This window comes from Edaphocola aurantiacus (assembly GCF_019797745.1).
Lineage (GTDB): Bacteria > Bacteroidota > Bacteroidia > Chitinophagales > Chitinophagaceae > Edaphocola > Edaphocola aurantiacus.
On the sequence record NZ_VOSI01000006.1, the window covers coordinates 1 to 12,780 of the forward strand.

Below are 12,780 nucleotides of genomic sequence, written 5' to 3' on the forward strand. Positions count from 1 at the left end.
CACACAACAAAACAACAAGCAATACAAGCAATACCATAAATACTACACCACACTATAATACTATACCAGAAACATAATAACTAGCAATACAAGTAAATACAATACAACACAATAAGCGCCCTGAAAACAGGGCGCTTATTGTGTATTAGTAGATACGATTTTTAATCTTTAGTGATTGATTATGGAATCATTTTTTGTATGATCCATACATCCTGTTCCAGGCCCCAGCTTTTGGCAATGCCTTCTCTATGCTTCAGGATCTCAAATTTTCCGGATACTAACTTTTCTATAAATGGTTTTGGATGATAGGCAGTGAACATTCTGTTGCCTTCTTTTACATTCCCTCTTTCTACGAGTACTCCTTTATCATATTGTACCAGCTCATTGTCCAGGAGGTTCTGCCGGGTTATATTTCCATGTGCCGTAAAGTAGAATATACCACCGGGTTTGAGTAGTCTGTATATTTCATTGATCCATTCAAAGTGTTTTTCTTCTGATAGATGGGTAAATATAGAAATTGCATATGCAAAATCAATACTGGCATCCGGGAACGGTATAGGTGGGGAGAGTTGATTTTCCTTAAAGTTAATGGCTTTTAAGTTTTGCTGACACCAGGCAACATATGCTTTATTATAATCACTGGCATAGAACTGAGCGGACGGAATAATAGCAGGAAAGTGTCTTATAATTCTACCCGGACCACATCCCCAGTCAAGAATAGCTTTTTGTTCCAGGGATATAAATGGTTTTACTTCTTCATAAATATGCATGGCATCTGCCTTTCCTGAGTCGTAGTATCGCTGATAGTCGAGACGGAAGGTCTCATATATCATGAATGGATCCGGGATGGGAACATCAGGATGAGCCGCTTTGAAGGCTTTAATATTTTCCTTTTGCTGTATGTACTGCAGATAGAATCTTGATTTATCTACCACTTGTCCCAGGCCGAAAAATTTAATCAGCGATTTTGCACTTTGTTTCAATCGACTCATTATACTATGATACGTAATATTTAGGTTCATGCAAATGTAATCGAAAATGATAAACAATGTAAGCACTTGCAATGACAATTATATTGTGGGGGTAGTGTTTATTCCGATTTTAAGACGGATCGAAAAAAATGATATAAGGGTTCGAATACTGCAGCCTCTGAATATTGCTTCTCTATAGTTGCTACATTATGTGCATTCGCCCTTTCATAAAAAAGATCCTGCTGATTTATGTTGATTAATATGTCTTTTAGTTCATCAGCTGTTGCGAAAAACAGTGCATGCTCTTGCAATACACTTCTATTATACACATTGTCATGGGCAATAATACTGCATTTGCTGGCCATCGCTTCTAACAAGGAAGGATTAGTACCACCCACGCTATGTCCATGAAAGTAAAATGCAGAGCACTGCCTCAAGGTATCTAATATTGGTTTATCATAAATCGAACCCAAAAACCGAATATTGGGTGTAGCAAACTTTTTAAGTAAGTAGCGGCCAAAATGATTATCAGTATTGCCTATTACAATTAATGGATACTGTTGTGCTGCTGCTGCATAAGCCTCCAGGACCGGTTCTATATTATTTTCCGGCTCCATGCGTGCAATCAATAAACTGTATTGCTTTTTTACTAAAGAATATGCTTCCAGTAAGGATTCATCTGCATGCGCAGGAATGACGCTTGTATAAGCAGAATAATATGCCGCTGCATGATATTGTTTCCTGATATACTCCTGGATGGGTATCGCATCGGCAATCAGGTAGTGGCTTCTTTTAACAACGAGTGATTCGGACCATTTAAGGAATCGCTGCACCATAGGACTGTACTTACTGCGTTGCCATTCCATACCATCCATATTGGTGATAAGTATAGCTGACGCGGGCATCATACGATTGAATATGGCACTACTTGTATATCCTAACTGATAGACTATATCAAACTTTTCTTTCCGGGCATCTCTAATACAGTTGTAGTCATATACAAACTGGCCTGCAGTACCCAGCCACTCCGGATCGTACTGGTGTTTTAGAAATACCTTACCCAGTTTAGATGCTTTATATGGATGTGCTGAAGAACAGTACACGTATACCTCACAACCCCGATCTGCTAAAAAGCGGGAAAGTTGCTCGGCATATTGTTCAAATCCCCCGTAAGCATTGGGTATGCCCCGGCTTCCTAATATGGCTATTTTCATTTGTTCAGCACTCTTTGGTAAGCGATTAAGGTTTCTTTTGCCGTATGCTGCCAGCTGTATTGCTGTTGAATACGTTGTAATAATGTCTTGTGGTATGGTGCAGCAGCAGCTGCTATGACAGCATTTGCTATACTTTGAAGATTGTCAGGAATGCAGTAATAGGCTTCTGTACCGAAATAATCCTTAGTGTCTCCACAATCGGTAATGACGATATTGCAACCACAGGCCGCCGCTTCCAGCGAACTTAAACCGGTCGTCTCAAACCAGCTGGCTAAGATATGCACTTTATGCTCCCGGTACAATGCCGCTAACTGATCTTGTGTGGTAAAGTCGATAAAGCGTATATTATCGGCCGCTTCGGCCTTGCATTGCTGATAGTATTGATGATGATTAGGAGCAGGTGCACCTACAAATGTCACTTCAAAATCTGTATGATTCAGCGCACGGATTACATTAAGCTGATTTTTCCTGGGCTCGAATCGTGCCGCACATAACACCGTTGTATTATTTCTGTCCCGGGTGGTCTCCTCAAAATGAAACAGCTCAAGATCCACTGCATTAGGCACAACGCTGTAATCACCCGCAACGGGAAAATCCCGCTTCAATCTTTTGAATTCATTTTCCGAATTAGGTAACAGCATCGCACAGTGATCCAGAATGTATGCTATGGATTTATGCTGACCCCAGTAATAGTATTTCCAGGATCGGATATGTTCATTTTTGAGTACCGCACGCCCCACATTTTTCAGGTATTCGCCTCTGTGATTACCTAGTCTGTTCATCAGCCATTTCAACATTGGGTTGTACGCCTCATTAGAAGCCGTACCATATTCCAGGTAGATGGGGGATACTACCAATGGGAGCCGGCTCTTTTGCAAGTGAAACAAAATATCTGACGGTCTGATGATATTAAAAGTATGCAGCAGATCATACTGAGCATAGTCAATATTCAGATCATCGGCCAGTCTGATGTCTACCCTGACACCTAAGCGCTGCAAGTGTGCTGCCGTTTGCTCCATTTGTATGGTATCGCCCCCAGGCACTTTATATAAGCTAGCCCTGCTGATAAACAGTACTTTCATCGTGTTTTTCTTTTTTAGGGGGGACTTCAAATGCTCGCAAAATACCCGGACAGAATGCAATTGCCCAGATCATATATTCTGCTGTGTTGGAAATAAAACTACCGGTAAACTGGTAGATAAACATAAAAATGAACAGGGATAAACGATAATAATTGTTCCAAACCCTGGTTCTTATAAACAGGAATAGTATAAGTCCAAACCGTATAATCAGACCCGCAATACCATAAATGCTTAAAGTCTCTGCCACTGCATTAGGTATGCGTACCGTCTGTGGAATATGAGCATAATGATAATATTGTATGATATAATCTCTGCCCAGACTTTTCAGTTGCCCCGGTCCTGTACCCCAGTACAGGCTTTTCATTTTGGCCACTTCCCATGCAATCGTAAATGCTTCATAGGTACGCCCTCTGGCAGAGGTATCTTTACCGGCCCAGATATTGTGCAGGCGCAGAAATAAAGCATTCTGCGGATAGAAAATATATAAGCCCAGGGTTAGAATAATCAGCAGTACGGAAGCAATCAGAATCCATCGTACCGGCAACTTTGTGTGTACAGTATTAAACCGGAATATAATCATAAGTAACAGACTGATCACGATACCTGCTATAACCCCAAGGGAAAAACTCAGGAGCAGAGATAGGATCAGGCTCAGGAAGAGTATCCCCACTTTCGCTTTACATAACCAGCACTTCAATAGATAGTACAGTACTAATGGAGTAATGAGCAGAGAGTAGTAAGACGCTTCATAGGTAAACATTTTTAACCTTGGTATTACCGGTACGCCCGGACTAATTGGTACTGTATACCAAACCCAGTCTGCACCTCCAGGAATGAACCGTAGCAACAGGCATATGCCTAACAGGAGCAGGTTTACCGTGGCTAATGTCTTAAAGGTTCCGGACTGTTCGAGCTGACCGGGCAAAGCGTTGTATGTAATGATGGTAAATATGGCCACTGCCTGCAGCATGGCAAAAGACCGGACATACGAAAAAGGATCATCAATACCTGTAATAGCATGTACCATACCTAATGCGCCGGTTACGAGCAAGAATAGGAGATAGGTTTTGATGCCTTTCTGATTCAATAAAAATAACAGAAATACCGGTGCCAGCAGGGTAGTGTAGAGTAACCCATCTGGCAGCCCTGCACTATTGAAGAACATGAAGATGGTAGCGATACCTAGAAAGATGCTATGTCGTTTTGATTCGGTCATGCTTTATACAAAAGTGTGGCATGTGCCCTGCCGGATGTAATAATAATGATTACAGAGTAAAGGCATACGATAATCAAAGACAATATTCCCCACCATTGCGTTGGATATAATAAAAATAATGAGGCAGCTATCGGCAATAAAATCCAGCCGGCCAGTTGACGCAGTATTGCTGCTTTTGAGAACAACTGTTTTTCTGCAAAGAGGTTTTGAAAGATCATGCCCGCAAGATTACTGAGCACCAAAGCATATACAACAGCCAGAGGTGTTTTGAAGTAATGTAACATTAATAGCATCAGTGTGACTGTACCTGATGCAAATAGAATGAGAAAGTACAAATACCCTTTTTCGTGGCCGGAAGCATTCAGGAAATAAGCGGGTATAATGGATGGTGCTAAAAAAAGCTCCATAATGATAAAGTAATTGATATAAGGCGTCATGGCCTGCGTGCTTTTCACCCCCAGGATAACAGGAAATATATAAGGATACAGGAAATGAAAGAGCAGCAGTGCATTTACCGAAATCAGCAATACACTATCCCTGGATGCAATATACAGGTGCTTTACCTCTATATCCTGCGCTTTCCATTTGGTGAACTTGGGCGCCACCCAACCCAGCAGGGCATTAAAGCCCATATGCAGATGATTGAAAATCGTTGCCGTAAGTGCATAATAGCTTAACGTTACCAGCCCGAAGTATTGGACAATCAGGTAACGATCTGCCTGGAAAATTAAGATCATGCATAAGGACTGCAGCCATAGTACAAGGGCGAAACGCGAACTTTCGGAGCCGAATTGTATTTTTAATCTAAACCGGTATCCTGTAAAACGCTGGTGTAGTAACAGAAAACAACAGCATATGGTAAGGGCATTACAGACCAGCATACTGATGACCAATGTTGCAATATCGGGATAATAAAAAAGCAGTATCAGGTTTACGATCAGGGGCACCAGGCGGTTACTGATGGTGATAAAGGCAGCTGCCCTGAAATTCTCATATGCCTTGCAGAAATTCGTAAATACCTGCTCCATAAATCGGAAACCTACCAGAGCACCCGTCAGCGCAATACATAGCGCTGCGGAAGATTTGATATGCGGCCCTATCGAAAATAAATCTGTTTTCAGTGTGAGTAAAGCCAGTGTACCCGTGATGAGTACTGCCAGCAGGAAGAGCATGATGGATGCACTCAGGCTGCTGTTCAGTGTATTGATCTGCCCCTCACGATCTCCTTTGCCAATCTGCCAGGCAATGTTTTTTAAAATGCCGGGACCCAAACCAAAGTTGAATACCTGCATTCCTACCAATATTGTATTGAGTAACATCCACACGCCAAAGGCCTCAGGCCCCAGGTGTTTGATAAACAAGGGCACTGATACAAAAAAAACAATAGGGTACAGGAAGATATCCAGTAAATTCCAGAAACTATTGGCCAGGTTTTTATTCTTCAGCAATAGCTTCATTTTTCTTGAGGATAGAGGATAAAAACATTATAGCTAAGGTTGTTACAGCAAACAATAGCACCGATTTAAGCAGGATCATTTTTTGATCAGGATACACAGGGTTTTGCGCAACCATAAAATCATTCAGTAATTCTACCGATTGGGTACGATCCAGGGCAGTTTGCTTTTCTGCGATAGCTTTGGAAATGTCAATAGATTTATCGAAGAGCAACACAGGATTAAAAGGCTCTGTACTGGAAGCACGTATTGCTCCATTGCTGCGGATATACTGGTATTTGATAGAGTCCAGTAATTGCAGCTCATGGTTGAGCTGATCAATTTCTGTCTTAAGGCTCGTCTGCTTCCGTTTCAGCATAGCCACATAATATGGGTTGCTGTTCAGGTAAAGGCTGACTTTTGAGGACAGGCTATCAAAGGCACTCTTATCCGATACTTTTACCCGGATGTAAAAAGGTGATTTATCGGTAGTAATATCTTCCGATAGTTTACTACCATACAGATTCAATGCCTCGACCGATAAAATTTGTTGTGCCTGTTTTTCCGGAATATTCAATGATTTGGCTACAGTTGTATAAGATCTTTCCTGTACCTGTTGGTTCAGTTGATCGATCATTTCACCGTATGTTTTTTTGTGTAATTCCTGGTATACAAATGAGGCCCGGCTTTCATAAAACGGTACATAGGTACGGATGCGGTATATCTGCCATCCGGTGATGAGCAGCGCAACAAGGAGAATAGCGAGCCAGTTTTTCTTTAATTGTATTGTAAACCAATGTTTTATGTTTTCTAAACCTGCGCCCATCCGTTTCACCATCTGGTTGAGGTCTGTAAACTGCCACTCGTCATCTGTAGGAGCCGTTTGTTTATTACTCATTGTAATAAGGGATTTTTGCTAAGATATATAATTTTATTGAGCAGACGCAAGCCCGGGTTAACTGCTTTTTTCCGGGATAGTACTGTATAAAATTCAGGTTACAGTATGTACATTTGTTTCCAGTACACTCACGATGAAATTATCAAAAACGATTATTGAACCACTTTATTTCTTTGTTCTTTGCGGGACACTCGTTTCTTTATTCGTTCATCCTAAGCTGAGCAGCATTGGGATTATTTTATTAAGCCTGGTCTGGATCGCAGATGGATTTACCCGGGAGAAGGTCCGAGCCTTTGCAGCACACCCGTTTTTTATAGCCTGTAGTTTATTATTTGTATCTTACTTAGTTAGCTGGTTGTTTTCAACAGATAAGGCCGCAGCTGCATTTGCCATAGAAAAAAAACTTGCACTGCCACTGCTTCCGGCAATTATCCTGAGCATGCCAGTGTTCACAAAGAAACGATTGCAACAGCTTTCTACCCTTTTTATCGGTGCAACGGTAGTCACTATGTTAGTTGCGCTGCTGATCTCTTTATATCAATACAGTATAAGTGGCGATGTCAATGGCTTCTTTTATCATAACCTGGTCAGTGGTGTGCGCTTATCTGCAATAACCGCCTCCTGTTTTTGCCTCATCAGCTTGGTGCTGGTGGTACATAGCACACTAGGTAAGCGCTATCGTAATATTATCGGCCTGTTTCTTATCCTGTGTATGTTACTTTTATCTTCAAAGATGTTCCTTTTCCTGCTGTTCATTTTAGGGTTTATATATGTTTTCTCTCTTAAAGTAATGCGGTACAGGATTATACTTTTGTCGGGATTAATCATTGGCTTATTGCTGATCATTACAACATCAAATCCGCTTAAAAATCGCTTTGCCGATATCACCAAATTCAATACAGAACGGGTATTGGCCCACCAATACAAAACAGAGGAATACTTTGATGGTTTAAGTATGCGGCTGGTATATGTCCGGTTTTCCAAAGAGATCATCCAGGAGCATCATGCATTTTGGCTGGGAGTAGGCACGGGAGATGCAGAAGTTTTGCTGCAGCAGAAAATTACCCAAAGTGGTATGTATACCGGTAATGGAACATCGGATAAGGGATACCTGGAATATGGGTTTCATAACCAGTATATACAAGTATGGGTACAGATGGGCTTGCTGGGTTTATGCATATACCTGCTCCTTTTGGGCATTGCCTGGATATTTGCATTACGGTCAACGGCAAAATGGTTTGCGGCCATCCTGTTTATATTCAGCATTGGGGCACTTACAGATACCTGGCTGGAGGTACAGACAGGACTTATGCTCTTTTTATTGTTTATATCATTGGGTATCAGGCAGGCGCCAACTTTAAATTCCAAACAGCTGTCTTCTTAGTCTGGAAAATTTGTTAAATTTGATAACACTACTATACAATTATTACCAGAATGCACTTACCTATCAGCTTTGAGCGTGATTTTGAACGGAAAGATAATTTTATTTCCGGATGGAAAAGCATGATTAAGCGCTTCGTCGATATCCTTTTTTCACTCTCCATTATCCTTTTTTTATTTCCGGTTATTATTCCTTTCATTGCTTTATGTATATATATAGATAGCGGTGGTCCTGTCTTCTTCATTCAAAAAAGAGTCGGTTATGGCCAGCGGGTATTTAATTGTTTAAAATTCAGAACGATGAAAGGCTGCCTTGACCAGGAAGGACAATTAGTATTGAATGTTACCAGGGTAGGGGCTATACTGCGCAACTCCGGACTGGACGAATTACCACAGTTATTCAACGTACTGATCGGAGATATGAGTGTAGTCGGTCCGAGACCTTATTCCATACAGGACGACGAGACATTTAGCCGACAGGTCGTTTACTTTAACCGGCGATACCAGGTGCGTCCGGGTATAACTGGGCTGGCACAGGCAGAAGGCTACAAGGGGTGGATCAAAAATGAAGAGGAGATCAGAGAAAGAACCACTATAGATTTAATGTATGTCAATGCGTCCTCGCTGACGGGTGATGTGAAAATTATATTCAGATCCATTATTTTTCTAATTACAGAATTGTTTAAGTCCCTATGGAAGCATTGATATTAAATACGGAGACGGAAACGAATGATATACACCGTATCATACAATACTTTGCTATTTTCAATTTTCCTTTGACATTAGAAGAAGTGTTTTATTTCTATTCGGGCGATCTTAACCTGGAGGCAATGGCACTTGTACTGGGCGATATGAGAGATGCCGGTTTGGTACTGCAGTCCGGACTGTATTATTATGGCATGAAATGCAGCGCAGATTGTATAAAGGAACGGGAGATATGCGCAGCGCGGGCGCAGCAGTTACTGCCCCGGGCAAGACGGGTAGGTAATTTCATATCCTTATTTCCTTTTGTGAAATTTGTGGGTATTTCCGGTTCGCTTTCAAAGGGCCATGCAAAGGCAAATACCGATTTCGATTTTTTCATTATCACGGCGCCCAATACCTTGTGGATCTGCAGAACGATATTGCACCTGTTTAAAAAGTGCACCTTTTTGTTCGGTTTGCAGCATTGGTTTTGTATGAACTATTTTATTGATGCGCATCATTTGGAGCTTGAAGAGAAAAATATGTTTACCCAGATAGAGCTGGCAACATTGATCCCGCTCAACAACCCCAATTTATTTACGTATTTCCTGCTCAAAAATGATCTGAGCAATATTCATAAAATATCCCTGAACGTACCGGAAGATTCATTTGTCAAAGTATACGAAAAACTTTTTCAGAGGGTAAAGAATAAATGGTTACAACCCCTGAACCTTTTCCTGATGCGGCTTACCGATAATAAATGGCGTAAAAAGTGGCGGAAGAAGAACTTCCCGGAAGATGAATATGATCTGTGTTTCAAGACCACAGAAAATGTATCCAAAAATCATCCGAAAAATTATCAGAAACGGATTTTAGAACTAATAGATAAACATTGAAAGTACTCTTTACACATTCCTATTTTCAGCATTTAGATCCCAAACAGGTCGCACATGCGCAGCCATATCCGCCCCTGGGCACGATTCTGGCGGCAGCATTATTGCGCCAGCATGGTTTTGATGTGCATTTGTTCGATACCATGTTTGTCAGAGATCCGAAGGAGCTGACGTCCGTGTTGGAGTCTTTTGTACCGGATGTTGTCGTGTTGTATGACGATGGATTTAACTACCTGACCAAAATGTGCCTGAGCAATATGAAGCGTGCAGCGATGCAGATGCAGGATATTGCACATCGGTTTGGATGTAAAGTAATCGTCTCCAGCTCAGATGCAACAGATCACGCCACCGAATATTTGCAGGAAAAGGCCGATGTGGTTATTACAGGAGAAGCCGAATTTACGTTGCTCGAATTGCTGCAGCAGTACCGGGAAGGTAATACAGACCTGCATCTGGTTAAGGGAATTGTATATAAAAGCACAGATGGCAGCATTACCAAAACACTGTCCAGACCAGTACACAGGCAACTGGATGAGTTGCCCTTACCCGCCTGGGATTTGGTAGATATTGCGCCTTATAAAAAAGTATGGCAGCAGCACCACGGCTATTTTTCCATCAATATGGCCACCACACGCGGCTGCCCTTATAAATGTAATTGGTGTGCCAAACCTATTTATGGCAATACCTATCATATGCGTAGTCCACAGCATGTAGTGTCCGAGATTAAGCTGTTACTGGAGCTTTTTCATATGGATCATATCTGGTTCGCCGATGATATTTTCGGGTTAAAAAGAAGTTGGGTTGCCGAATTTGCTACGCAGATCCGGGAGGCCGGAATCAGTATGCCATTTAAAATACAGTCCAGGGCCGATTTGTTAGTTCAGGAAAATTATGTGCAGGATCTGGCAGCATCCGGTTGTGCAGAAATATGGATGGGGGCAGAAAGCGGCTCCCAGAAAGTGCTGGACGCAATGGATAAAGGCACTACAGTCGTACAGATCAGGCAAGCCAGGGCATTGCTGAAGAAGCATCATATCAAAGCAGCCTTCTTTCTGCAGTTCGGTTATCCAGAAGAGACTAAAGAAGATATTGATCTTACATTGAACCTGCTTGCAGAAACTATGCCGGATGATATCGGTATATCGGTTTCCTATCCTTTGCCGGGAACCGTGTTTTACGAAAGGGTTAAATCGCAATTAAGCACCAAATCTAACTGGGAACATTCAGATGATCTGGAGCTGATGTACCAGCAGACTTTCTCTAAAGCATATTACCGCAAGCTGCATCGCTATACACACAGCTTCTTCCGGCTGGAACAAGCCCGGAGTGAAAGCCTTGCTTCTTTGATGAAGTACCCCCGAATGATCAGATACGCTTTGCAGAAAAAGTATTACCAACACTTAATGAAACGGGCCAACTATGCCGACTAATACAGAAAATGTAAGTGAAGCCTTTAGCCAGCAATCGATCGTTTTTGATACCATTTATCGTGAAAATCTGCTGTCGGAGTATATGCGTCAGGAGTTCAGAACAGAGCTGTTGCGTACCTTGAAGAAAGATGCACATATACTTGAGCTCAATTGTGGTACAGGTATGGACACTGTTTACTTTGCAGAGCAGGGCTATAAAATATTTGCCATAGACAATGCCGAAGGCATGTTGCAGCAGTTAAGACACAAAGTGAATACACTGCAGCTGCAAGACCGTATAGAAGTACAGCGATGCGACTTTGAACAGTTAGAAACTTTGCAACCCCGAAAATTCGATCATATTTATTCCAACTTTAGCGGACTGAATTGTACGGCGCAACTGGATAAAGTGTTGCAGAGCTTTGGGCCACTATTGAATCCCGGAGGGAAAGTAAGCCTGGTAATCATGCCCAGGATCTGTCCCTGGGAAAATATTATGGTGCTGAAAGGTAAGTGGAAAACCGCTTTCAGGCGATTTAAAAAGAACGGTACCATGGCCCATATCGAAGGGGTGCATTTCAAAACCTGGTACTACAACCCATCCTACGTGATCCGGACATTGAAACCGGATTTTAAAGTGCTTTCGCTGAAAGGTATCTGTATAACAGTACCCCCACCGTTTATCGAAAACTTTGTAGAACGTTACCCACGCTGGTTTTCCGTATTGCAGCGTATAGATCGAAATATCGCACGTGTATTCCCGTTTACCTGGTGTTGTGACCAGTATATGATCACTTTACAACTCAAATAAAACAGATGAAAAGCCGTAGAATACTGCTGTATATTTACCTGGTATGTACTACCATAGGCAGTTTGCTGTTTATAGTGTTTAATCTTTTGCTGCCCAACTGGAGCCGGATAAAACCTAAGGAAGATGTATCTGCCTATACTCAATTGCTCGACAGCCTGGCCCGGGAAGCATTAAGCACAAATGATGTACCGGTGGCGGCTTGTATTATATATAGAGGCAAGGTGATCGGGGTAGGGCATAATACGGTATATAGTCAGGGCGCTATTTGTAACCATGCCGAGTTGAATGCACTGAATGAGGCCACAAAACAGATCGGGCTTGATCAGTTCCGGCAGTTGCATAAAGAAGAATTGACTCTCATCACAACATTTGAACCCTGTCTCATGTGCCGGGGAGCCGCTGTAGAAGCGGGTATCAGTCACATCGTTTCCATACTTCCCAAAAGTAATGCAGATCGCTGGAAGCAGCTTAAGGGAGAATGGAAGTACAATTGTAAGAGTGCATTAGGGACCAATCCGCGGTTTCAGTACGATTTATTTAAGCTGCATCCTGCATTTGACTCCTTACAATATCCTTTTCCGTAGACATTCTGCAGCATAAGATATCGGGCTCCGCATATAGCGGAGCCTTTTTTTGCCTATTTCCCTCCCTTTTCTTGCTTCTTTACTTATATTTTAAAGAATATGTGTGGTCTGTAATGTATGCTGGTATTGTGTTATGATAAAAAGTGATCAGATGTATTAGGTGTAAAATAGTAAAAAGATTTGTTTAGGATTTTAAATGGTTCTA

At 41.9% G+C, this 12,780-nt stretch carries 12 protein-coding genes; 6 read left to right on the top strand and 6 right to left on the bottom strand.

The window, feature by feature from the left end:
• Nucleotides 1-179: 179 nt before the first annotated feature.
• The 6 genes from FTD44_RS15910 to FTD44_RS15935 form a co-directional block, all read right to left on the bottom strand.
• The gene (locus FTD44_RS15910) at nt 180-992 is read right to left on the bottom strand and encodes a class I SAM-dependent methyltransferase (protein ID WP_222167370.1); all 813 of its coding nucleotides are present in this window, start codon (nt 990-992) and stop codon (nt 180-182) included.
• Nucleotides 993-1,090: 98 nt separating this feature from the next.
• A complete protein-coding gene (locus FTD44_RS15915) occupies nt 1,091-2,185 on the bottom strand; it encodes a glycosyltransferase (RefSeq protein ID WP_222167371.1) in 1,095 nt (364 codons plus the stop codon).
• Nucleotides 2,182-3,267: a glycosyltransferase family 4 protein gene (locus tag FTD44_RS15920; protein WP_222167372.1), complete on the bottom strand. Its 1,086-nt coding sequence runs from the start codon at nt 3,265-3,267 to the stop codon at nt 2,182-2,184. Before FTD44_RS15920 ends, FTD44_RS15915 begins: the two co-directional genes overlap by 4 nt.
• On the bottom strand, nt 3,239-4,483 hold the full coding sequence (locus FTD44_RS15925; RefSeq protein ID WP_222167373.1) for an O-antigen ligase family protein: 1,245 nt from the start codon (nt 4,481-4,483) through the stop codon (nt 3,239-3,241). Before FTD44_RS15925 ends, FTD44_RS15920 begins: the two co-directional genes overlap by 29 nt.
• Nucleotides 4,480-5,931, bottom strand: a complete 1,452-nt coding sequence (locus FTD44_RS15930; protein ID WP_222167374.1) for a lipopolysaccharide biosynthesis protein — start codon at nt 5,929-5,931, stop codon at nt 4,480-4,482. The genes FTD44_RS15925 and FTD44_RS15930 overlap by 4 nt, the downstream gene beginning before the upstream one ends.
• A complete protein-coding gene (locus FTD44_RS15935; protein WP_222167375.1) occupies nt 5,918-6,814 on the bottom strand; it encodes a hypothetical protein in 897 nt (298 codons plus the stop codon). The genes FTD44_RS15930 and FTD44_RS15935 overlap by 14 nt, the downstream gene beginning before the upstream one ends.
• 133 nt (nt 6,815-6,947) lie before the next feature.
• Between FTD44_RS15935 and FTD44_RS15940 the strand changes: the two genes are divergently transcribed.
• The 6 genes from FTD44_RS15940 to FTD44_RS15965 are packed head-to-tail and all read left to right on the top strand — an operon-like array spanning nt 6,948 to nt 12,575.
• A complete protein-coding gene (locus FTD44_RS15940; RefSeq protein ID WP_222167376.1) occupies nt 6,948-8,198 on the top strand; it encodes an O-antigen ligase family protein in 1,251 nt (416 codons plus the stop codon).
• A 50-nt stretch (nt 8,199-8,248) separates the two neighbouring features.
• Nucleotides 8,249-8,899, top strand: a complete 651-nt coding sequence (locus tag FTD44_RS15945; protein WP_222167377.1) for a sugar transferase — start codon at nt 8,249-8,251, stop codon at nt 8,897-8,899.
• A complete protein-coding gene (locus FTD44_RS15950) occupies nt 8,887-9,774 on the top strand; it encodes a hypothetical protein (RefSeq protein ID WP_222167378.1) in 888 nt (295 codons plus the stop codon). Before FTD44_RS15945 ends, FTD44_RS15950 begins: the two co-directional genes overlap by 13 nt.
• Complete coding sequence (locus FTD44_RS15955) at nt 9,771-11,201, top strand: B12-binding domain-containing radical SAM protein (RefSeq protein WP_222167379.1); 1,431 nt, start codon at nt 9,771-9,773, stop codon at nt 11,199-11,201. The genes FTD44_RS15950 and FTD44_RS15955 overlap by 4 nt, the downstream gene beginning before the upstream one ends.
• Nucleotides 11,191-11,991: a class I SAM-dependent methyltransferase gene (locus tag FTD44_RS15960; RefSeq protein WP_222167380.1), complete on the top strand. Its 801-nt coding sequence runs from the start codon at nt 11,191-11,193 to the stop codon at nt 11,989-11,991. The genes FTD44_RS15955 and FTD44_RS15960 overlap by 11 nt, the downstream gene beginning before the upstream one ends.
• Before the next feature lie 5 nt (nt 11,992-11,996).
• Entirely contained in the window at nt 11,997-12,575 is a 579-nt protein-coding gene (locus FTD44_RS15965; RefSeq protein ID WP_222167381.1) for a nucleoside deaminase, read from the top strand.
• Nucleotides 12,576-12,780 lie beyond the last annotated feature (205 nt).

Excerpts from the sequence above, each read along its gene's own strand:
- FTD44_RS15910 (WP_222167370.1), bottom strand. The coding sequence starts at position 992 with ATGAGTCGATTGAAACAAAGTGCAAAATCGCTGATTAAATTTTTCGGC.
- FTD44_RS15915 (WP_222167371.1), bottom strand. The coding sequence starts at position 2,185 with ATGAAAATAGCCATATTAGGAAGCCGGGGCATACCCAATGCTTACGGG.
- FTD44_RS15920 (WP_222167372.1), bottom strand. The coding sequence starts at position 3,267 with ATGAAAGTACTGTTTATCAGCAGGGCTAGCTTATATAAAGTGCCTGGG.
- FTD44_RS15925 (WP_222167373.1), bottom strand. The coding sequence starts at position 4,483 with ATGACCGAATCAAAACGACATAGCATCTTTCTAGGTATCGCTACCATC.
- FTD44_RS15935 (WP_222167375.1), bottom strand. The coding sequence starts at position 6,814 with ATGAGTAATAAACAAACGGCTCCTACAGATGACGAGTGGCAGTTTACA.
- FTD44_RS15940 (WP_222167376.1), top strand. The coding sequence starts at position 6,948 with ATGAAATTATCAAAAACGATTATTGAACCACTTTATTTCTTTGTTCTT.
- FTD44_RS15945 (WP_222167377.1), top strand. The coding sequence starts at position 8,249 with ATGCACTTACCTATCAGCTTTGAGCGTGATTTTGAACGGAAAGATAAT.
- FTD44_RS15950 (WP_222167378.1), top strand. The coding sequence starts at position 8,887 with ATGGAAGCATTGATATTAAATACGGAGACGGAAACGAATGATATACAC.
- FTD44_RS15960 (WP_222167380.1), top strand. The coding sequence starts at position 11,191 with ATGCCGACTAATACAGAAAATGTAAGTGAAGCCTTTAGCCAGCAATCG.
- FTD44_RS15965 (WP_222167381.1), top strand. The coding sequence starts at position 11,997 with ATGAAAAGCCGTAGAATACTGCTGTATATTTACCTGGTATGTACTACC.